Raw genomic sequence first — 20,450 nt, forward strand, 5'->3', positions numbered from 1 at the left:
AGCCATTCTTAGTTTAAAAATTTATTGGATTATAAATAGATTCTCTCTAATTTATAAAATTATTCTCATCATAACAGTTACTTACAGACATCTTGTTTTTATCCAATGAAACTCATGCATTGTCAACCGTTATACACTTCTTTTTATTCATCAATAAAAAGAATCCAACCATCTTAGATAGTTAGATTCTTTACGACGTTATTGAATAGGATTATTTTACAGTGACAGTTATAGAGCCTGTATTTGCTGCACCAATTGCTGTTGTTGTAATATCGCCAAGTGTGTTGGTAAAACCAGTAGTATTAACCGAAGCATTAATATCACCTGAGTTAAAGGCAACATTGGCCGCAGCATAATTGCTTAAAGTACTTGTATAATATTCATAATTACTACCACTAATTGCTACATTAGCACCAGCTTCGGCTGCTGCTGAGAATGCTGTGGTCGCATTTGTATAATAGTTGCTCGCACTACTATTGCTCGCGCTATTACTTGCACTACTACTGTTACTAGCAGCATCACTAAATATTCCACTATGATGCCATCCTCCTTCTGAATATGCAGCTTCTGCTGCTTGTTGAGCTTCTGCTGCTTGTTGAGCAGCAGCAGATTGGTCTGCACCTGAACTTGTATCTGTAGTACTTGAACTTACTGAACCTTTCATATACCCAGAAAGACTTCCTGCGAACTCACTGCCACTTCCTGAAGTCATATTTCCCTGTTGAAGATTAATCGTTCCGTTATTGACTGCACCAATTGCCGTGGTTTTAATATCTCCCGTCAATGAATTAACGGACTGAGCATCTACTTGAAATCCATAATGATGACCTGTGCTGAGATCAAAACCTTCACCTATAGTATTCACACTTGCATCCACATCACCCGTATTGATTGCAAGATTTAAAGCAACACCATTTAGACCTTGTTCAGATATTGCATTCAGAGTATTGGCCAAATTAGTATCAACAGATATAACTGTGCCTCCTCCTGGGCCATGTGTACCACCTGCCATAGCCATACTAGATAGACAAGCCATTGATACGGATAAGAAGAGTGTTTTAATTGGCTTTTTCATGATTATTTCCTTGTTTATACTGAAATACTCCTCGCTAAGTACTTCTTTTTTTATTGCAGTGAGAGCGAGCCCATTTAATATTTTTTAATCTCGTTGGGTAGAAGACCAATAATTTTCAACAACAGCGGGGTTTACACTCCAAAGCTGTTGAGATTTCTCATCTTCTTGTTTATCTTCCGCCTTCACCTGCTTTGCAGGCACGGGCTGATTTTGACTAATATATTTGATCAAATCTTGCTTACTCATTTCAGGTTCAGCATCAGGATCCCTAATCAAATCGGACTCTTTCTGCTTTGGAGGCTGCGTATCTTTACTCGGTGTATCTACTGATTTATTTTTATCTGTTACTGCCGTACTTTTATTGATGACATTGGCTGACTTATTGGGATCTGTCACCGCAGTTGTTTTATTTACGGAGGATGCTTGTGGAGTCATTTTCAACGCCTGAGTATTCTGTTGCTGACTAGTTTGGTACTTATGCAATGCAACAGCACTTCGCGTTAAATTTAGCTGCCCAAATTCTGGTGGAATAACCGCTCGACAGCTTTCAAATGCATTAGGTGGAATCACCTGATTCAATAATTCAAAGGTTGCCAAATTCAACATTTGACGTAAGGCAAAGTTGGTCGCCTCGCGCTCCCCCTTACCGATTTGAATATTAAGTAAGGTATGCCCGACAAATCGACCTGCATTCAAACTATAATCTTGTGCAACAATTTGTTTTTGTAGCGATACATTTCCTACCACTCGACTGGTTCGTGTATCAGTTAAAGATAAATCAAGACCAACCATAATACGTGTTTGGCTATAAGCGGGTCCAATGCCCGCAATTTGCATATCTAAACCGCCCCCAGGAATGAAGTCCAAGCTATTAATACTGCCAGTTACATAATAATCCGAAGCCTGAATATTTTTTGGATCACGAATTCCCCACCTCGCCTCACTTTCAATAATACGAGGATCACGTCGATTAAGTAGGCTTACACCTGCTTGAAACAGGGCGGACTGCACCATATCCCCTGCACCTTGGGTGACCATTTTTCCTGTACCACCATCTGTAACCATATCTTTACCTGTTTGGTCTAAAATGGCACCGACAGAAAAACTTACATCACTGCGTAGACGGCCTTTTAAACAGGACAGTGCCATATCAAAAGGAGTAAAAATATCGGTGATTGGGGGGCCTTGCACTAACGTGACGGGTTTCTTATTAGAAGATGCTAAACCTGTACAACCTGCCAAAATCTGACTGAGCACAAGTACTACACTTAAAGAAGTTATCGTTCTTTTCTTTTTAATTGGATAATTCAACATAATGTGGCTCCTGTTACGGTGCCTAAATTAGGACATGCTTGATTGGCTTTATTGGTCGTTGAATTAACTTCTGCTTCATTCTGTGCATCAGCAGAAATACCAACCGAGTTATCTGAACCCGTAATGTTGACACTGCTTGTAGATGAATTGACTGTACCGATTGAACTGGTAGAGGTTGTATTACTATAAACTGTGGTTTTGCCTACACCATCGTAATAATCAGAATCCATTAACTCTATTAAATTGGCTTGAACCAAATGCTCTGCCGAACGTGTTCTCGAGGGCTCCCAGCGCTGACTCCATTGGTCTACCGCATAGGCATTATGTAAAAAAAATAAACAACACAATCCTATTCTTATCGCTGCTACTTTCATGACTGTGACCATCCATTTTGACCTACTTGCGATTTTTATTTAGCGCGTCCAATCTCGCTATTTAGATAATCTTAAGTAAATTAGATCACAGTTACAAAGTTAAAACTCACTCAATATATTCATCAACATTATATATTTAAATAGTATTGATAATATGTTATTGTTTTAATATTCATTAACCAAAACTAGTGATAATTTTTAAATTGTAATAAATTATTAAAAAAATGAGGCAAATGGCTACAGAAAAACCAAATAAATAGTTGATATTAAAATAAATTTAAATATATAAAATTAAAACAAACATCAGTCATCTAATTTAAAAAATCTTTATTTAATCAACCCACTCAATTTAAATCAAAAAATAAACATAAATATAACTATATAAATTAAATATTATTTCATTTTAAAATTACAATTATTTAGATAATAAAATAGAGATAATAAAACTCAAATAAACCAAAATAATTAATTATCTATAAAATTAATTAAAGAATTTAAATTATCACACATCTCCAATTTGATGGTAAATTACCATCAAATTTAGCCAGGCAATTAATAAGAATAATTACACAATTAAAGAAACTCTTCCAGCACCGAATTTAAAAACACATGCCCCTGCTCGGTACATGCCAAACGAGTTTCATCTTGCAGCATTAATTTTCGACTGCGCAACGAAGCCAAGGTTTCAGACAAATTATCTAAATTTAAACCTGTACGCTGTGCATAATTTTCGGCTGCAACCCCATCATTTAAACGCAAAGCATTCATCATAAATTCAAATGGCAATTCATCTGCTTCAATCCGCTTAAACTGCACATGCTCCGCAGGGACTTTCGCTAAATAATCCTTGGGTAACCGAGTTTTCTGAAAACGATATACGCCGTCCGGCTGGGTAACTTTGCCATGTGCCCCTGCCCCAATCGCCAAATAGTCACCAAACTGCCAGTAATTCAAATTATGTGCCGAAGGTAATTCTTTACGCCATGCCGAAACTTCATAGTTAATAAAGCCTTGTGCTTTTAAATAGGCTTCGCCTTGAGCCTGAATTTCTTCCAGTACATCGTCTACAGGTAAAATGGGTTGGGTTCTAAAAAAAACGGTATTCGGTTCAATGGTCAGTTGATACCATGAAATATGCGTTGCGCCATTTTCCACCGCGAGCTGCAAATCCAATAAGGCTTGTTCTAAAGTCTGCTCAGGCAAACCATGCATTAAATCTACATTGACTCGTTTAAATCCTGCATCACGTGCCAAACCGATTGCCGAAATGGCATCGGCATTACTATGAATACGGCCTAACTTTTTTAAATGCTCGGTATTAAAACTTTGTACCCCAATCGAGAGGCGGTTAATACCTGCTGTTAAATAATCGGCAAAAGGATCATGCTCGACCGTACCCGGATTGGCTTCTAAGGTAATTTCACAATCGGCCTCAAAAGGCAGCAAAGCTTTTAATTGGCTAAATAACCATTGATAACCTTGTGCCGAAATGAGCGAAGGCGTTCCGCCACCAATAAACACACTATGAATACTACGACCTTGAGCAAACGCCACTTGCGTTTTAAAGTCTTCGACCAAAGCCTGTAAATACTGTTGCTCCAAATCCAAAGACAGTTCGCCATCAGGTACTGCATGCGAATTAAAGTCGCAATACGGACACTTACGCACACACCAAGGCATGTGAATATATAAAGACAACGGAATATTTGCAGGATGTAAATCTGTCAAGGAATCGACTCTAAAGCACAGCGGTAATCTTGCATATTTTAACATGACTGCATCAAGACACTTATGAAATCTGCGTGTATTTGGATTAGACTGATAAAAAGACAAGAAGAATGAATGGTTTAAAATGCTGAAAATATCGAGCCAGTTGCTGTTTTTCTTACCGCTTGCATTCGGTATTGGCATTGCCATGACTTTTCAAACTGCCATTAACAGCCAATTAAGAGAACATTTGCATTCCCCGCTTCAAGCGGCTTTGTTGTCATTTACTGTGGGGACAATCGTCTTAGCACTATTGGTGCTGTTACAGCCCGTACCCAAACCTCATTTACAAGATTTTTCCAGTATTCCTGGATACCTATGGTTGGGTGGATGCTTAGGGGTTTATGCCATTAGTATAAGCATCTATACTGCCCCTAAATTAGGTTTTCTCACGTTCTCAGGTTTGGTTATTTTTGGTCAAATTCTGACGTCGATGATTTTTGACCATTTTGGTCTACTTGGTACCGACAAAACGCCTGTGAATTGGCAGCGTTTATTTGGTGGCGTCGTAATTTTTATTGGTGTGCTTCTCACTTTACAACGCTAAATTTATTCTGACCAAGCACATAATGAAGATGAGTAATTTTTGTGTCTAATGTCATATCTACCCGCTATGAATTAAAACAACTTTTCCATTTAATGTTACCCATTTTGGTGACGCAATTTGCCCAAGCTGGTTTGGGATTAATTGATACCATTATGGCTGGGCATTTATCCCCTAACGATTTAGCCTCTATTGCTGTTGCGGTCGGTCTGTGGATTCCTGTGATGCTACTGTTTAGTGGCATTATGATTGCGACCACGCCTTTAGTCGCCGAAGCCAAAGGTGCACGCACTCCTGAAAAAATTGCCACTATTGCTCGTCAGTCCTTATGGGTCGCTTTTATTTTAGGAACCATTGCAGGACTTATTTTACAGGTCATGCCCTTTTTACTGCCGTTGTTTGGCGTGCCCGAAAGCCTACAACCCAAAGCCAGTTTGTTTTTACATGCGATTGGTTTTGGTATGCCTGCCGTGACCATGTATGCGGCACTGCGGGGCTATTCTGAGGCTTTAGGTTATCCACGACCTGTCACTGCTATTAGCCTTCTAGCTTTAATCGCACTGATTCCACTGAACTTTGTGTTTATGTATGGTTTAGGTCCTGTGCCTGAATTGGGCAGTGCAGGCTGTGGCTTTGCAACGGCCATTTTACAATGGTTGATGTTCCTCACCCTTGCCACCTATATTTTTAAAAGCAGCGCGTATAAAACCACACAAGTCTTTGCCCTATGGGAAAAAATTGACCCTTACTGGATCAAACGCATTTTAAAATTGGGTTTGCCAATTGGCTTAGCCATTTTCTTTGAAGTCAGTATTTTCAGTACCGCGGCGATTATTCTCAGTCCATTGGGTGATACGATTGTCGCCGCCCATCAAATTGCAATCTCGATTACCTCACAATTGTTTATGATTCCCATGTCCTTAGCAATTGCCCTGACCATTCGTGTAGGGACCTATTACGGTGAGAAAAACTGGGCCGCCATGCGCAAAGTGCAATCTGTCGGATTGGCTGCGGGCACCTGCTTTGCCCTCATTACCATGCTGCTGCTTTGGGTATTCCGTGCCGAGATTATTGCCATTTATACGTCGGACTATGATGTGGCACACATTGCGATGTATTTGGTTTTATTTGCCATCGCCTACCAACTTATGGATGCTTGGCAAGTCAGTGCTGCGGGCTGTTTGCGCGGTATGCAAGACACCAAAGGGCCAATGTGGATCACCATGATTGCCTATTGGGTCGTGGCTTTTCCTGTCGGTATTTATTTGGCGCGCTTTACCCCGATGCAAGCGGCAGGTGTATGGGTGGGTTTGATTGTCGGTTTAACTGTGGCTTGTGTACTGTTGCTCAGCCGCCTCTATCTAAATAACCATCGCCTCAAACAGTCGGCTTAACTGATTATCGTACTTCCTTGTATCTTGAATATGAGGAAGTACAGCTACACTCTGAATTTACAACAATTTTCATCCCCTTCTGCCTTATTTCCATCCCCCCTTACACAATTGAATCTAATCCACTTTGACCAATATCACCTAAGACTCGATATAAAACTTGCTGATTTCAACCCAAGCTCTAAACATCTTCACGCATTTTAACAATTTAAAATAGGCAAACTTAGTTTTAACGCCTATGATCAAAAACACTCAAGACCGAGATCTTTCCGAGGAACACTGTATGGCTAAAACGACTCGTACACCTGGTCGTCGCTTTATGAAACTTGCCAGTATGACTGCAAGTATTGCCACCAAAACCGTGTCCAATTCGATTAGAAACTTTAATGCCGATGAAGAACAAAAAAATGCGGCACGTAGCCAATTGTTTCAGGATATTGGTATTCAGATTGCGGACACGCTCGGTGAGATGAAAGGCGCCGTGATGAAAGTCGGTCAAATTGCCTCACAATATAAAGATATTTTCCCACCTGAAGTGGCACGCGCGATTGCTAAACTGCAACGCCAAGCGCCCGCCATGCCTTTTGCCGAAATCAAAAAACAACTCGAAAAAGAACTGGGCAAACCTTTAGATCAAATCTTTAAACACTTCGATGAACAGCCTTTTGCCGCGGCCTCGATTGGTCAAGTGCATAAAGCCATCTTACCGCATGGTGAACAAGTGGTGGTGAAGGTGCAATATCCAGGGGTAGATGAAGCCTGTGAAAGTGATTTAAAACAGGTGCGACTGGCATTACGCCTTATGGGGGTTTTAAAGGTCGACCGTAAATTACAAGATCGTTTATTTCAGGAAATTCAAACCAGTTTAGACAATGAACTAAATTACCAGATTGAAGCACAGAACTTGGAAGTGGCTCGCACCTTCCATGAAAAACTCGACAGTAAAATTATTATTCCCAAGGTCTATCCCGACTACTCTTCTCGACATGTCCTGACTTTGAGTTTAGAAACTGGCGAAAGCATTGAAACTGCCAGTACATGGTCACAAAAGACCCGCAATGAATTAGGCCGACGTTTACTACGTGCGATTGGGCAGGAAATTTTCTATCTGAAACGCTTTCACTGCGACCCACACCCAGGCAACTTCGCCTTCCGTGAAGATGGCAGTGTGATTATTTATGATTACGGCGGTGTGAAAGTGCTGTCTAATGAAATTGTGCATCATTTCAAACAATTGATCCAAGCCTCTCGTCGACAGAATATTTCCGAAATTGAACAGCAACTGAATGCCTTACACGCCATTGCTGAACAAGGCAAATTTCCTGAGCCTTTGTATAAAGCTTGGTTAGAAGTGTTAATGCGTCCGCTGACGACACAGTATGACTTTGCAGAAAATTCAGCGCATCATGATGGCATGGAGCTGGTGAAATCATCACTGAAATATTGGGATGTGTTTAAACCTTCTCCTGACACCTTAATGGTCAATCGCACCGTATCTGGACATTATTGGAATCTGATTCATTTAAAAGTAAATGACAATTTAAATGACGTTTTTGAAGCACTTGTCCCTTCCCCACACGCCTAACGAAGCTTCATAAAAAGACCAATCGCATGATGGGTCTTTTTATTTGGATTATTTATGTCATATTATAACATATCAATTAAGATTCGATAAGGAGTATAACCATGCGTCCAAATATTCATCCCGAATATCGTGAAGTGCTGTTCCATGATACCAATGCCGATGCTTATTTTATTATTGGCAGTACCATGCACACAGCGCAGCAAAAAGAATATCAGGGACAGGTTTATCCTTATGTCAGCTTAGATATTTCCAGCGCCTCACATCCGTTTTATACAGGTGAAGTTCGTCAAGCCAGCAATGAAGGTCGTGTTGCTAGCTTCAACAAACGTTTTGCACGTTTTCAACGAAATCATTAAAAATTAATCTAGATTTAAGTTTGGCGTTCTAAACTACAACTATTCAGAAGTCTAAGTCTCTATCCTCCACTTAGACTTCTTTTTTTTACTTAAGTTTTTAATGGCAACAAATAGGAAAAAATAACATAGCCCACGGCCAGAAGAATTACCCCAAAAATCACACTTGAAACAGCATAGCCAATTGCCCACATGGCTTGCCCTTCGCGCAATAAATTAAAGGTTTCTAAGCCGAAACTCGAAAATGTGGTGAAGCCCCCTAAAATACCCACCATTAAAAATAAACGTGCATTATTCTGTAAAGTTGGATATTGCTGACTAAAGGCAAAAAATACCCCTGCCAAAAAACAACCCAGCAAGTTAATACACCATGTTGCCCACGGAAAGGTCGAACTGGATTTAATGAAATAACTGCCCAAACCATAACGAGAAACAGCACCGATTGCACCACCCAGTGCCACTAATAGCCAATTCATGCCGATAGGATCTACATTAAATAAACCCTGTTATCCTCTTCTGATCCCGTATTGTCAACGTTCCCTCTGATAAAATACGATGAGGAAAATATAAAAATCGTCCGAATTTAAACAAAACTTGTTATAGTCAGAACCCATTTTCTACTGTGTTTGAGGATATTATGGCTCAGGACTTACTGGCACAATTACAATCAGGTGAAGCTAAATTTGCAGATGTATTGACGTATATCGAAGCGCGTTATACCCATACCCCAACAGCATTCAAAAATGGACAGCACAACAATGCTGCAACTGAAAACCAAGGCAGTGCCAAAGTCTTTTCTTTTGCCAAGCTCAATGATTTAAATCCTGAGCAAACCTTGTCTTTATTTGCAGAGCACTATGCTGCGGTACTGGCAACACCTGAAGCAACAGATCATCAAAATATCCGCCAATTCATGCAAAATGGCTGGGCAGGCGTTGAATTTGAAGGGCAAGCATTAACTGCAAAATAATTGCACGCTCATCTGCCCAAAGCACTGTTCAAATTTATCCTTCACGTCACAATGAAATAAAGGGTGAACAGTGCCTAGGCGCATCGAATTAAGCTTTGACTTTCTCAATCCAGACAATAGATTTCACACGAAATAATTCACATGCGCCATCGCCTGTATCCGTTGGCGTTAAAGATGAACGCCAAACCAGATCTTTGTCTTTAACCTCGACCAAATCGCCCTGTAAGCGTACCAAATCTCCCCGTTTTACTTTCTGAATTTGCTGTGCAACCTGCGGATTGGCAGGAATAATGTGCATATTTGACACCATTTGCATGGCTTGCTCAGTTGGCACTGGCACTTTATCCATTTTCCAATTCAAGTAGCGATCATACTGATTGACTGAAATATGACGGGCAATTTCAGGTTCTGCAAATAAACCCCAACTGACCGCATAATCAATCGGTGAAAACTTGGCTTGTTCATCATCGCTATAGGTTTTAGACCCCAAAATTCGGAAATCCCCCTTAAACGGCTGCAACACAGAAATCGATTGATCTTTAACAATCGGTGCCAAACCCTTGGCAATATTATATTCAATCGAAGATGCCATTGAGCCTGTACTTAACATACTCAAACCCAATAATGACAGTGCAATGAGTCGAACGTTCATGGCTACCTCTTGCAATACATTTAAACCTGTTCTAGTGTCGATCTTACGCCTGAACCTCAGCTTAAAACTTGCAGAATTGGTAACAATATAGAAGAGTTTGGTCACAACCACCCAATTCAACCGCCATTTAGAGTGAACAGATACCGCCATGCTTTATCAGTTTTATCAACAACAGATTTTCCCTCACTTGCTGAATCAGGTCATGCAAACGGCCAGTTTAATGGATAAACGGCGTGAGCTTTTGCTGCCCGTTGCAGGCGAAGTGCTCGAAATTGGCTTTGGGACAGGCATCAATTTGCCATTTTATCAAAATGTAGATTTACTCTACGCCCTCGAGCCTAATCAAGATATTTTTAAATTGGCCTCCAGCCGAATTTTTGCAAGTGATATCGACGTGCAGCATTTACAAGCCCGTGCGGAACATATTCCCTTAGCCGATCACTCTATCGACCATGTGGTGAGCACGTGGACCTTGTGTAGCGTAAAGCGACTGGATCAAGTCTTGCAAGAAATTCAACGTATACTCAAACCGAATGGTACTTTGCATTTGGTCGAGCATGTACTCAATACCGAGAAAAAAGGCATACGCCAATTGCAACATCTCATCACACCTATTCAAAAACGTTTGGCTGATGGCTGCCACTTAAATCGCAATATTGAACTGGCATTGCTCAAAGCTGGTTTTCGCCTGACCCAATATGACTATTTTTATGCCGAAGGTATTCCCAAAATTGGACAGCAAATGTTGTTGGCACATGCACAAAAAGCGTCGTCTTCTTAAATGCTCTCCGTACAGGATTTAAGGCTATCGAGCTTAACTATCTTCAAAGTCAATCCGAATGGTCTCAAAACGGATTCGACCTTGCTGAATGGCTTGTGCAATCGCTTGCTGACCTTTGGTTAAGCGCGCACCGCCACTTTTAATATCAATCAGCACAATCTCAATATCATCGACTTTGCCTTGTCCATCGCGCAAATCGGTATAGCCATCAAAGACCACATAATCTACAGGATCGCCTAAAAATTTGGCATCACTGGGTAAGTATTGAAACTCGGGTAAAATCGGGGCAAATTGTTCCGCCATTTTGCCTTTTAAAACTGCACGGCTGGTATTCACGCTGCGTTTTTGTGCCTGAGTAAGAGCTTGCTGATGTTCCAGTTGTAACTCCGCAATATAGCGTTCATATTCAGCTTTAATTTTACCGTTACGGGTTTGACTTAAAATGAGTGTCGTCAGTACAACCCCAATACATGCCCCTATCAGCATCGCCATCCAAATCGACATGCATTCTTCCTAATTTCAAATAAATTTTGACTTACAACTTTTGTCCTGTGCCCTAGTCTTCGCACAAAAGAATGATATGCTAGGACTGAACAGAATTAAATCTTTAGGGTCATGAAAACAATTTTAATTGCCAATCAAAAAGGGGGTTGTGGGAAAACTATCACAGCGATTAGTCTTGCCGCAGCATTAGCACAAAAAGGCTATAAAGTTGCTCTGGCCGATGCGGATAATCAGAAATCGGCGCGTCAGTGGCTGAAACAACGCCCTGAAACTGCTGCCAACATTCAAAGTCTGGATTGGCGTCAGGACAAGTCCGTCGGTGAAAGTCCAAAAAACATTGAGTATCTGGTCATTGATGCACCTGGCGCATTATCAGATAGTCAGGCTGAACAACTGATCAGTGAAGCCCATGCCATTATTACGCCCTTGCAGCCTTCATTTTTCGATATTGATAGTACCCGTCGTTTCTTAAAACATTTGCAAGAGATTAAACGGATTCGTAAAGGAAAAGTGCAGATTTTACTGTTGGCCAACCGCGTTAAAGCCAATACATCGGGTTCAAAAGAAATTCAAGATTTTTTCAGCAAAATTGAACAACAACCTGTCGCATGGATTTCAGAACGTACCGCTTATGGGCAACTGGCTATGCAAGGTTTAACCGTATTTGATAAATCTCAGAAAAACTATTTAACCCTGCAAAGTCAATGGCAGCCTGTATTGAACGCCATTATTGATGATCCCAGCGAGTGGTTCTGATTTTTCAGGATAATACGGCCCCGTCGAGATTATGTGAAACTTACCGAGCACTCATTTTCGAGTGTGCTGTTTTCGGTTAAGATGAGTTTGACCCTTAATATTGATCAGTGAAAATAGTGCAACAATACGCGCCTACAATACAGAAAGTCTTGTTATTTGGATTGTTTTTTATCCTGATGTTTTTGGGCTTTCATGTGCTCAAATACTTTATTGTGCCTGTACTGTGGGCCACGATTATTGCCTATATGACTTGGCCACTGTACCAGTCCATTTACCGTTCCTGTGGTCAACGCTCTACCCTAAGCGCAACACTGATGATCTTATTCATTATTTTGGTGATTGGTATTCCTCTCACATTTGCCATTTTTATTTTGCAGCATGAAGGACGTAATCTCTATTACGAACTACAAAAACAAGTTTTTTCTGGGCATTTTAATGTGCCTCAATTTATCCGTGACCTACCTGTGATTGGTAAAGAAGTTACGCGTACTCTCAAAGAATTAAATCAAGACCCAAACAGCATTATTCAGAATATTTCCAATTGGATTCAAGGTCATCTGAATTATGGCAAATTTTTATTGAATGAAATTAGTAAAAATATTATTAAACTGTGTTTCGCCATCATGTCGCTGTTTTTCTTTTACCGTGATGGACAAACCATTTTAAATCAAGTCAGTAAAGCGCTGGAAATGGTCATTGGCCCGCGCGTACACCATTATATTGATACCATCTCTGAAACGACTCGTGCTGTGGTTTATGGCGTAGGTTTAACTGCTGTTGCACAGTCATTTTTAGCCGGTCTGAGTTATTTGGTTGCAGGTGTGCCAAATCCAATGGTACTAACCATTATTACCTTCTTACTGGCACTCATTCCCTTCGGTCCTCCTTTGGCCTATACCTCTGTTGCCCTATGGCTATTTGCTCAAGGGCAAACCATCGAGGCAATTGGTGTCATGGCGTGGGGGGTCTGTATTGTCAGTACCGCAGATAACGTGATTCGTCCTTTGGTCATTTCTGGTGCGACCCAAATTCCGTTCTTACTGATTATGTTCGGGGTGTTGGGTGGTATTGCCAGCTTTGGCTTAGTTGGCTTATTTATCGGACCTGTGATTTTAGCGGTATTGCTGGCAATTTGGCGTGAATGGCTACATGAAACCCATGAAGAAGAAGCTCTGATTATGCCTAAAGCCACCCTCGCCTATGATCTGGATAATGACTTTGATCCTCCCAAAGATCCACCTCAATAAGACCCCGCCTTAAAGCCAGTGGTATACCCACTGGCTTTTTTATTGATGAAACTTATACATCCCCAAACGCAATCAATACCTTATTCAGGCTTAATCTCTGCTTAAATAGTGATCATTCATAGATCACAGAATAAGGAACATCGATGCGAACTGCTTACTTCAATACTGGGATACTCACACTTTGTACTGCTCTGCTGATTGCAGGTTGTAGTACCACCCCCACCCAATCCACGACGTCTAATGTGCGTACTGTTCAATTAAATAGTGTTTCTGCCCAAGGCATTGGTGCTTCGGTGGGAACGGTAACCTTACAAGACAGTCCTGTCGGCTTAATCATTCAAACACAATTAACCAACCTGCCTGCTGGCCCACATGGTTTTCATATCCACGAAAAAGGTTCATGCGAACCTGCTGAAAAAGACGGCAAAATGGTGGCTGCTTTCGCTGCGGGTGGACATTACAATCCAACTCAAGTTGCCCACCATGGAACACCCATGACAGGTCATATGGGTGATTTACCTGTGTTACATGTTAATTCTGCGGGACAATCACAACTCAAACTGATTGCACCACGCTTAAAACTGGCAGATGTTCAAGGCCATGCCCTGATGATTCATGCGGGTAGTGATAATTATGCCGATCAACCTAAACCTTTAGGCGGTGGTGGAGAACGCATTGCCTGTGGCGTCATTTAAGTCCAACTATGGATAAGTTCAGGGTTATACACAAGCTGAAGTTCATCACTTGAACAGTGTTGATAAACCGCAACTTATCCACAATTTTGCCTCATACACATGTATCTTGATCAAAATAATTGCCATAAAACCACCATAGCCAAATAAAAAATAGCTTTAAGCCTTGCACAATAATCAATCAAGAATTGACAGCTGAACTAAAAAAGATCAGGCTAATTGAAAATGAAAATACCTGATAAAGAATAAAATTGTGAATCCTTTGCGTCAGTTCCTGCGTCCTTTTTTCTCCAATTCAATTTGGGTCTATTGCCTACAAATCCTGATTGTGTTGACAGGAACCACGCTCGGCTTGTTTTATACAGGCCATCAACTGCTCATCGTTCCTGTAACGCTTGGTGCAATTGCCGCAGCCCTTACCGATTTCGATGATCGGCTTAGTATTCGGCTGCGCAATTTGTTCTATGTCTGTATTTTATTTTTTAGTGTCAGCTGCATTCTCGAATTTCTTGCCCCATATAAACTGCTGTTTATTTTGTATTTGTCCTTGTCCAGTGCTTTACTGATTTTGATGGGTGCACTGGGACAACGCTATGCTGCCATTTCCTTTGGTACTATTTTACTGTCTATTTACACCATGTTTGGGCTTGGAGAATATCCAGTATGGTATCAACAACCTAGTTATTTTGTTTTAGGTGCGTTGTGGTATGGACTCAGTTCTATACTGTTTTATTTGCTCAAACCCACACAAGCCGTCCAAGATAATTTGGCGCAAAGTTTTCAGCAACTTGCAACTTTATTACAGGCAAAAGCGCGACTGTTTGATCCCGATAATATTGATAATGTTGAAACGCTACTGTTTGACGTTTCGCAACAAAATGCGCAAGTGGTGCAACGCTTAAATCATTGCAAAGCCTCATTGCTGACTCGTTTAAAAGCCTCACGGGCCAATCAAAAAACCATGTACTGGCTCAATCTTTATTTTCTGGCGCAAGACATTCACGAACAAGCCACGTCCAATTATTTACATTACGAGAATATTCATCGCAACTTTAGCCGCACCGATTTAATCTTTCGGATTCAAAAAAATATTCGTTTGCAAGCCAACTCCTGTCAAAAATTGGCAGAATGTATATTGCAGCAACAGGCTTTTGAAATGGATTCAACACATGCCTCCGCTTTGCAATACCTAGAAGATTCCATGCACCATTGGGTTTTAGATCATCCTCATAATATTGAAGTCAAAAACTTGAGTTTGGTGTTACGAAATTTACGCAGTGTCCAAGAACAATTTTCCAATTTAGCCATTGAACAAGATCATTACCAACAGCATTACTCTGCACATCAAGACAATTTAAATCTGTTAGATGATGACATTCATGGCATACAAGACCTATGGCTTAAACTCCGTCAACATTTAACCCCACAATCTGCCCTGTTTCGTCATGCAGTGCGGATTGCCTTTGTCTTTGCGGTAGGCTATGCCATTTCTTTATTACCATTTGCCAAACATGGTTACTGGATTTTACTCACCAGTTTATTTGTCTGTCAGATCAGTTATTTTGCTACCAAAAGCCGTTTAAAGCTGAGAACCCTCGGAACAATTTTGGGTGTGATTTTGGGTATACCACTGTTGTATTTTGTGCCCAGTATTGAAGGACAACTGATCCTGACCATTTTATCTGGGGTGGCATTTTTCTATTTACGCTCACAAAAATATGCCATAGCCACACTCATGGCGACTTTGATGGTGCTACTGATTTTCAACCTCAAAGGTGCAGGTTATGACATCATTTTGCCGCGCATTATAGATACTCTACTCGGCTGCTTTATTGCATGGTTTGCAGTCAACACCATTTGGCCAGATTGGAATTTCCGTAATATTTCTAAAAATATTCTGAACAGCAGCAACACAACCTTGGATTATTTCACCGCGATTGTGGAGCAATATCAGCAGGGTAAAAACAACAGTATGGCTTACCGTAAGGCGCGTCGCTTAGCGCATGATGCACAAATTGAACTGTCTAGCATGATTTCCAGTCTAAGTGCTGAACCACAGCCAAACCCTGAACTGATTCAACACGCCTTCCGTTATCTGGTCTATAGCCATAGCCAACTCAGTTATATTGCTGCTTTGGGTAGTCATCGTGAGCAGGTTCAAGATCCTAAAATTTTGGAACTGTTGCAATGGTGTTTACAGACCTTACAAGATAGCTTAATCCTGCAACACGAATTGGATCAACAACACATCCAAAGCAAACTGGATGAACTTCAATGTATGAGTAATGACTCTGAACTGCCTGAACATTGGCAATTGGTGCTCAAGCAAATGAGTCTATTACTCGAAACCTTGCCTGAATTATTAAGGCTGAAACAGCGCTTATTGGCATTAGAAATTAAATAAATGTGAATCATACAAAACATTCAGAATTTTGTGCTGATTCACTCAGATTGGTCACTGAAGACAGCTAAAGTTTTGTCGATTAGACCCACTTTCTATGTATAAAGATTCACCTGATTCAGCTAGAATCGAGATTCATTCTCAATTTTATTGTTTTTAATATGACTATTAAAACCTTACGTATTGTTGGTTTTCTGGAAGGCTTATCTTTCCTACTTCTCCTGTTTATTGCCATGCCTTTGAAATATATTTGGGGTAACCCTATTTTGGTGAAGTTCGTCGGTATGGGACACGGCATTTTATTTATTCTATTTTTGGCCGTACTGTTTGCTGTGTGCGAAAAACAAAAATGGTCGATTAAAATGTTTATTCTCGGTTTTATTGCCTCAATTTTACCCTTCGGCCCCTTTGTTTTTGATCACAAATTAAAGAAATTTGAATCTTAAACAATTGCATGTTCCTAGTATCAATAAAAGTCAAACAGGCAAATATTTGCCTGTTTGAACAAAAAGTTTTAAGCAAATTAAAACTCACCTTTGGCTTTACGTTCCAACAAGATTTGTTGCAACATGCGTCGTGGGAAACTAAACCACAATGCAATTAAAGTGAAACACGCCAAGCCATAGGCCAGTAAGTGGTACTGCTCATACAGAATACGCACCCCTTCAATAATAAAAAAGAAACTGAACATCAACAGCATCGACACGGCGGCAGCCACAGTACCTTTCGACACCTCAGAAGACATTAAAGCAAAACGGTACAGCACCGAAAAACTAATCCCCTCACCAAAGCTGATCAAGGTCATACCGATGATTAAACACAGCAAGAAATAATCGCGCCAAAAAATACCCGCTAAAATTAGTAGCGTGCCTAACAGCATAATCGGTAAACCCATCATCACCGTTTTGCCCAAAGCCAGTCGATCAATGATTTTAATCAATACCAAATTACCCGCTATCAACCCGCCCAATACAGGGAATTGTGCCAGACCATATTGCAGACTGCTCAGTCCCAGCTCTTCGACCAACATCACGGGTGAAAGTGCAATCCATAACATCAAAGGCATACTCACCATAGGCAAGGCCAAAGTTAAACCAAGAAAACGTTTATTTTGATAGACGCGTTTAAAGTCCGAAAAAATATAACGTAATGGCTGTTTCACTACGGTTGGTTGGGTTGCAGGCATTTTTGCTTTTAAGCCAAACCAACTGAGAAAGGCCAATAATGCAATCCCGATAAAGCCCCAATGCCATGACACATGGTCAATCAGGAATGCCCCTAGAACTGGACCGAGCAAAGGTGCAAGTAAGGAAATATTGGCCATCAGTGCCATGACTTTAATGGCATCACGCTCTTCAAAAGTTTCCTGAATGGCAGCATAACCCACGGCTGAAATTACGGTTAATCCTATGCCTTGTAAAAAGCGTAGGGCCAGAAATTGCTCAATGTTGTGAGTGAGTAAAATCAGTAAACAACAGACGCTAAAAAACAGTACGCCTGTTAACAGTACTTTTTTACGCCCTAATCGATCTGATAATGGACCCAACAGCCATGCCACACAGGCGCCACCCAACAGATAAAAAGACATGGATGATGGTGCCCAACTGCTGCTGACCCCAAATTCTTTGGTGATGGCTAGCATGGCAGGTTGGACTAAATCATTTCCGATATAGACGGAAAATTCGAACAGCACCAAAGCTAAAGGAAACATCAGCGTGGCACGGTTCAACGTGGTTGTTTGAACTTTTTGCATTATTTTCTACAGATCATGATGGTCTGGTCGAGGTCTTACGCTATTTTTCGGGAGATAAACGTCAGCCCAATGACCAGCACTGAGAGATTTATTTAAATTACGTTTTTTTGAATGTGCTAAGGTTTAGCAGCTTAATACACCGTATTCACAAGGTGTCTAAGACAGTTTAAGTAATTTCAGTTGTGAGATTTTTATAACTCAAGCTAGTACACCCACTAGGTCAAGTGGGTGTAGTTTAGCAGTTTATGCGCTAGGAATTGTAATTTTTTACATTAAGTAAAAGATCAAAATCTATATTAAGCAATTTGTTGATTTTCAGCTTCTATAAATTTAATTTCTGGATTTTCTTTAAATTGCAGCCACTTATTTTTCATCCATTGTTCAATTTTATCTTTGCCTAAAATTGCTAATAAATTATTTAATAATGCAAACTTTGCTGGCTTATTGAAATAGTAAACCGTAACTCGAACATTACGATCCATATCATCATTTAAACTAAACAGATCGATAATATAATCTTTATCCGAAACATCTAGCGAGTGCCCCCAAATATAAAAATTCAAATTCAAAAAACTTTCATTTTCTAATCTGGTCAAGCCACTCATCGCTTGCTGCAGCCGTCCCTTATATTCCACTTTAAAGTCTTCAATTTCTTTTTTATTTGAAGCTACTTTATTTTTATACTTATCTAAAAATAGATAATCTGTATCCTTGAAAAGCTTCTGCTGATATTTGGTAAAGCCATAGGCTTTTATTTTCTTTAAAGATTCATCTTCTAAATCAGAAACACCCAAAACGATATTTTGATTTTGGCCACAACTACCATGTAAATATTCCACTTCAACAGATTTATGAAGACGTTGATAAGTATTGGTATAATTAAATGAGAAAATTTTATCAGGATAAATCCAATCTTCACTCTCAATAGAAAAGGTATCAGTAGAGGATAATTGACTAACTATCAAGTCAAGATATAAATTAAAAATAATAATAAATTCATCTAGTATTTCTTGTAAATAATTAAATAAATTATCATTATTTAATTTTACGTATCCTGAATATTTTTGAATATATTGATCATTGATATAAAATCGTAAGCTTCCATGATCAGGATCGCCAATATCAATTGACACACTAAAACTGTATCCCCTCTCATCATAGTCATCTTGATCTATGAAATAGCCTGAATTTAGGATATTTAATTTTTCTAATAGGTTACATTGCTCTCTTGTTAAAAATATTTGCCGTGGCTCTCCTCCACCATAGAAATTGATTTCATGAGAAAAACTTCCAAACTCATCTAACTTACTATCTAAACTTACAATAAATTTTGCTACAACTCTTAGTGCATCATTAATCTTAGTTTCAAAATCAATCCATGTTTTTACTTCTCTTACATGATCTTTGAAGTATTGATACCAATAATTATTTTTTAACTTATATTGAAATTTCACAATTTTTTCTATTGAGAGCTCTACAGATGAAATGTCATAGATCTCTTTGGTTTTATCAATAAATTTCTTATCTCTGCATTCAAGAAACAGACTATTAAAATTCATCTTGTATGTCTTTTCGTCTGTAGCAAGTTTGATGTCTAATACCTTTAAAATTAAATCGGGTAGAGTATTAACAGGATTATTAAGGACGTTTTGAATAGGTTTTCCTAAATCCTTTTTTTCTATCGCCGCCATAACATCCATAAAATGATCGTACTTAGTCGGCAAATAATGGGATAAATCAAAGCCATTCCCCACAATTAAAATATTCATTTTTATAAAGTCTCAAATAAAAAAAGCGCATCACTCGATACGCTTTTTATGCGACAAAATACTCAAACTTTCAAGCCTATTCCTACATTAAGAACACTTCTCTGTTTGGAAATTCTTAGTATTTTTACCACGCATACATTGGTACGATTTTTCAGTTTCAATCAACTTCCAGTCATTATCCATATGTTTAAAACTATAAATGGTCCGAATCGAACGAACTGAATCATCCATTAAACCTGTTTCCGTCACTTTCACTTGTGCAGCCGTTGGTGCTTCTACACTGTTAAAAAATTGACGAATTTCCACAGTAGATAATTCTTTGACTAAATCTGGGCGCTCTTTTAATACTTTTGCCAACGGCGTATCTGAACTACTGACTTTATTGACTAGATTTTTGGTTGTAGCACAGCCTGCCAATAATCCTAAGCATAAAGCTGAAACCGAAACTAAACGTAACATGACAAATTCCCCATAGATATCATTACATACCCGTTATGATGCATGGCTTAACCGCATAACACT

21 protein-coding genes are annotated in these 20,450 nt (G+C 39.7%); 11 read left to right on the forward strand and 10 right to left on the reverse strand.

All coding sequences use genetic code 11. The features are described from left to right. Positions 1-211: 211 nt before the first annotated feature. The 4 genes from E0H87_RS13150 to hemW all read right to left on the reverse strand — a co-directional run bounded on the left by E0H87_RS13150 (position 212) and on the right by hemW (position 4,491). On the reverse strand, positions 212-1,018 hold the full coding sequence (locus E0H87_RS13150; protein WP_165493971.1) for a hypothetical protein: 807 nt from the start codon (positions 1,016-1,018) through the stop codon (positions 212-214). Between the two features lie 141 nt (positions 1,019-1,159). After that, positions 1,160-2,389: a CsgG/HfaB family protein gene (locus tag E0H87_RS13155; protein WP_131324006.1), complete on the reverse strand. Its 1,230-nt coding sequence runs from the start codon at positions 2,387-2,389 to the stop codon at positions 1,160-1,162. Then, positions 2,383-2,763 (reverse strand): hypothetical protein, encoded by a 381-nt coding sequence (locus E0H87_RS13160; protein ID WP_131324007.1) that lies wholly within the window; start codon positions 2,761-2,763, stop codon positions 2,383-2,385. The genes E0H87_RS13155 and E0H87_RS13160 overlap by 7 nt, the downstream gene beginning before the upstream one ends. Before the next feature lie 573 nt (positions 2,764-3,336). Further along, positions 3,337-4,491 carry a radical SAM family heme chaperone HemW gene (gene hemW / locus E0H87_RS13165; protein WP_131324198.1) on the reverse strand — a complete coding sequence of 385 codons (1,155 nt, stop codon included), beginning with the start codon at positions 4,489-4,491 and terminating at the stop codon, positions 3,337-3,339. Positions 4,492-4,615: 124 nt separating this feature from the next. Between hemW and E0H87_RS13170 the strand changes: the two genes are divergently transcribed. From E0H87_RS13170 to E0H87_RS13185, 4 genes are all read left to right on the forward strand, one after another. Continuing rightward, positions 4,616-5,077, forward strand: coding sequence for a DMT family transporter (locus tag E0H87_RS13170; RefSeq protein ID WP_131324008.1), 462 nt, complete (start codon positions 4,616-4,618; stop codon positions 5,075-5,077). A gap of 92 nt (positions 5,078-5,169) precedes the next feature. After that, complete coding sequence (locus tag E0H87_RS13175) at positions 5,170-6,468, forward strand: MATE family efflux transporter (RefSeq protein ID WP_319922779.1); 1,299 nt, start codon at positions 5,170-5,172, stop codon at positions 6,466-6,468. A gap of 280 nt (positions 6,469-6,748) precedes the next feature. Beyond that, positions 6,749-8,050, forward strand: a complete 1,302-nt coding sequence (locus E0H87_RS13180) for an ABC1 kinase family protein (protein ID WP_131324010.1) — start codon at positions 6,749-6,751, stop codon at positions 8,048-8,050. Between the two features lie 101 nt (positions 8,051-8,151). Continuing rightward, positions 8,152-8,406 (forward strand): type B 50S ribosomal protein L31, encoded by a 255-nt coding sequence (locus E0H87_RS13185; RefSeq protein WP_116761055.1) that lies wholly within the window; start codon positions 8,152-8,154, stop codon positions 8,404-8,406. A gap of 89 nt (positions 8,407-8,495) precedes the next feature. Here the strand turns inward: E0H87_RS13185 and crcB are convergent, their stop codons facing one another. Then, entirely contained in the window at positions 8,496-8,879 is a 384-nt protein-coding gene (gene crcB / locus E0H87_RS13190) for a fluoride efflux transporter CrcB (protein ID WP_131324011.1), read from the reverse strand. A 161-nt stretch (positions 8,880-9,040) separates the two neighbouring features. Here crcB and E0H87_RS13195 point away from each other — a divergent pair, with 161 nt between their 5' ends. Then, positions 9,041-9,373, forward strand: coding sequence for a HopJ type III effector protein (locus E0H87_RS13195; protein WP_131324012.1), 333 nt, complete (start codon positions 9,041-9,043; stop codon positions 9,371-9,373). Positions 9,374-9,461: 88 nt separating this feature from the next. Here the strand turns inward: E0H87_RS13195 and E0H87_RS13200 are convergent, their stop codons facing one another. Then, complete coding sequence (locus tag E0H87_RS13200) at positions 9,462-9,983, reverse strand: hypothetical protein (RefSeq protein WP_227547363.1); 522 nt, start codon at positions 9,981-9,983, stop codon at positions 9,462-9,464. A 190-nt stretch (positions 9,984-10,173) separates the two neighbouring features. Between E0H87_RS13200 and E0H87_RS13205 the strand changes: the two genes are divergently transcribed. Beyond that, positions 10,174-10,806, forward strand: coding sequence for a class I SAM-dependent methyltransferase (locus tag E0H87_RS13205; protein WP_131324014.1), 633 nt, complete (start codon positions 10,174-10,176; stop codon positions 10,804-10,806). Between the two features lie 33 nt (positions 10,807-10,839). On the opposite strand, the gene E0H87_RS13210 is transcribed toward E0H87_RS13205, so the two are convergent. Then, the gene (locus E0H87_RS13210) at positions 10,840-11,310 is read right to left on the reverse strand and encodes a Holliday junction resolvase-like protein (RefSeq protein ID WP_131324015.1); all 471 of its coding nucleotides are present in this window, start codon (positions 11,308-11,310) and stop codon (positions 10,840-10,842) included. 111 nt (positions 11,311-11,421) lie between these two features. Here E0H87_RS13210 and E0H87_RS13215 point away from each other — a divergent pair, with 111 nt between their 5' ends. The 5 genes from E0H87_RS13215 (at position 11,422) to E0H87_RS13235 (ending at position 16,852) form a co-directional block, all read left to right on the forward strand. Continuing rightward, entirely contained in the window at positions 11,422-12,066 is a 645-nt protein-coding gene (locus E0H87_RS13215) for a ParA family protein (protein ID WP_131324016.1), read from the forward strand. 116 nt (positions 12,067-12,182) lie between these two features. Further along, positions 12,183-13,313, forward strand: coding sequence for an AI-2E family transporter (locus E0H87_RS13220; RefSeq protein WP_131324017.1), 1,131 nt, complete (start codon positions 12,183-12,185; stop codon positions 13,311-13,313). A 143-nt stretch (positions 13,314-13,456) separates the two neighbouring features. Beyond that, positions 13,457-14,008: a superoxide dismutase family protein gene (sodC, locus tag E0H87_RS13225; protein ID WP_131324018.1), complete on the forward strand. Its 552-nt coding sequence runs from the start codon at positions 13,457-13,459 to the stop codon at positions 14,006-14,008. Between the two features lie 250 nt (positions 14,009-14,258). Beyond that, positions 14,259-16,409, forward strand: a complete 2,151-nt coding sequence (gene yccS, locus E0H87_RS13230) for a YccS family putative transporter (RefSeq protein WP_131324019.1) — start codon at positions 14,259-14,261, stop codon at positions 16,407-16,409. 158 nt (positions 16,410-16,567) lie between these two features. Beyond that, a complete protein-coding gene (locus E0H87_RS13235) occupies positions 16,568-16,852 on the forward strand; it encodes a DUF3817 domain-containing protein (protein WP_131324020.1) in 285 nt (94 codons plus the stop codon). A gap of 77 nt (positions 16,853-16,929) precedes the next feature. Here the strand turns inward: E0H87_RS13235 and E0H87_RS13240 are convergent, their stop codons facing one another. From E0H87_RS13240 to E0H87_RS13250, 3 genes are all read right to left on the reverse strand, one after another. Then, positions 16,930-18,159 (reverse strand): MFS transporter, encoded by a 1,230-nt coding sequence (locus E0H87_RS13240; RefSeq protein WP_131324021.1) that lies wholly within the window; start codon positions 18,157-18,159, stop codon positions 16,930-16,932. A 296-nt stretch (positions 18,160-18,455) separates the two neighbouring features. Then, entirely contained in the window at positions 18,456-19,928 is a 1,473-nt protein-coding gene (locus E0H87_RS13245) for an AbiH family protein (RefSeq protein WP_131324022.1), read from the reverse strand. Between the two features lie 87 nt (positions 19,929-20,015). Beyond that, positions 20,016-20,387, reverse strand: coding sequence for a hypothetical protein (locus E0H87_RS13250; RefSeq protein ID WP_131324023.1), 372 nt, complete (start codon positions 20,385-20,387; stop codon positions 20,016-20,018). Positions 20,388-20,450 lie beyond the last annotated feature (63 nt).

Source organism: Acinetobacter sp. ANC 4178 (genome assembly GCF_004331175.1).
GTDB lineage: Bacteria > Pseudomonadota > Gammaproteobacteria > Pseudomonadales > Moraxellaceae > Acinetobacter.

Coding starts and splice junctions, on each gene's coding strand:
- E0H87_RS13150 (WP_165493971.1), bottom strand. CDS start 1,018: ATGGCTATGGCAGGTGGTACACATGGCCCAGGAGGAGGCACAGTTATA.
- E0H87_RS13240 (WP_131324021.1), bottom strand. CDS start 18,159: ATGCAAAAAGTTCAAACAACCACGTTGAACCGTGCCACGCTGATGTTT.
- E0H87_RS13170 (WP_131324008.1), top strand. CDS start 4,616: ATGCTGAAAATATCGAGCCAGTTGCTGTTTTTCTTACCGCTTGCATTC.
- E0H87_RS13180 (WP_131324010.1), top strand. CDS start 6,749: ATGGCTAAAACGACTCGTACACCTGGTCGTCGCTTTATGAAACTTGCC.
- E0H87_RS13195 (WP_131324012.1), top strand. CDS start 9,041: ATGGCTCAGGACTTACTGGCACAATTACAATCAGGTGAAGCTAAATTT.
- E0H87_RS13210 (WP_131324015.1), bottom strand. CDS start 11,310: ATGTCGATTTGGATGGCGATGCTGATAGGGGCATGTATTGGGGTTGTA.
- sodC (WP_131324018.1), top strand. CDS start 13,457: ATGCGAACTGCTTACTTCAATACTGGGATACTCACACTTTGTACTGCT.
- E0H87_RS13245 (WP_131324022.1), bottom strand. CDS start 19,928: ATGAATATTTTAATTGTGGGGAATGGCTTTGATTTATCCCATTATTTG.
- E0H87_RS13250 (WP_131324023.1), bottom strand. CDS start 20,387: ATGTTACGTTTAGTTTCGGTTTCAGCTTTATGCTTAGGATTATTGGCA.
- E0H87_RS13215 (WP_131324016.1), top strand. CDS start 11,422: ATGAAAACAATTTTAATTGCCAATCAAAAAGGGGGTTGTGGGAAAACT.
- E0H87_RS13200 (WP_227547363.1), bottom strand. CDS start 9,983: ATGTTAAGTACAGGCTCAATGGCATCTTCGATTGAATATAATATTGCC.
- E0H87_RS13160 (WP_131324007.1), bottom strand. CDS start 2,763: ATGAAAGTAGCAGCGATAAGAATAGGATTGTGTTGTTTATTTTTTTTA.
- E0H87_RS13155 (WP_131324006.1), bottom strand. CDS start 2,389: ATGTTGAATTATCCAATTAAAAAGAAAAGAACGATAACTTCTTTAAGT.
- E0H87_RS13235 (WP_131324020.1), top strand. CDS start 16,568: ATGACTATTAAAACCTTACGTATTGTTGGTTTTCTGGAAGGCTTATCT.
- E0H87_RS13185 (WP_116761055.1), top strand. CDS start 8,152: ATGCGTCCAAATATTCATCCCGAATATCGTGAAGTGCTGTTCCATGAT.
- crcB (WP_131324011.1), bottom strand. CDS start 8,879: ATGAATTGGCTATTAGTGGCACTGGGTGGTGCAATCGGTGCTGTTTCT.
- E0H87_RS13175 (WP_319922779.1), top strand. CDS start 5,170: ATGTTACCCATTTTGGTGACGCAATTTGCCCAAGCTGGTTTGGGATTA.
- E0H87_RS13205 (WP_131324014.1), top strand. CDS start 10,174: ATGCTTTATCAGTTTTATCAACAACAGATTTTCCCTCACTTGCTGAAT.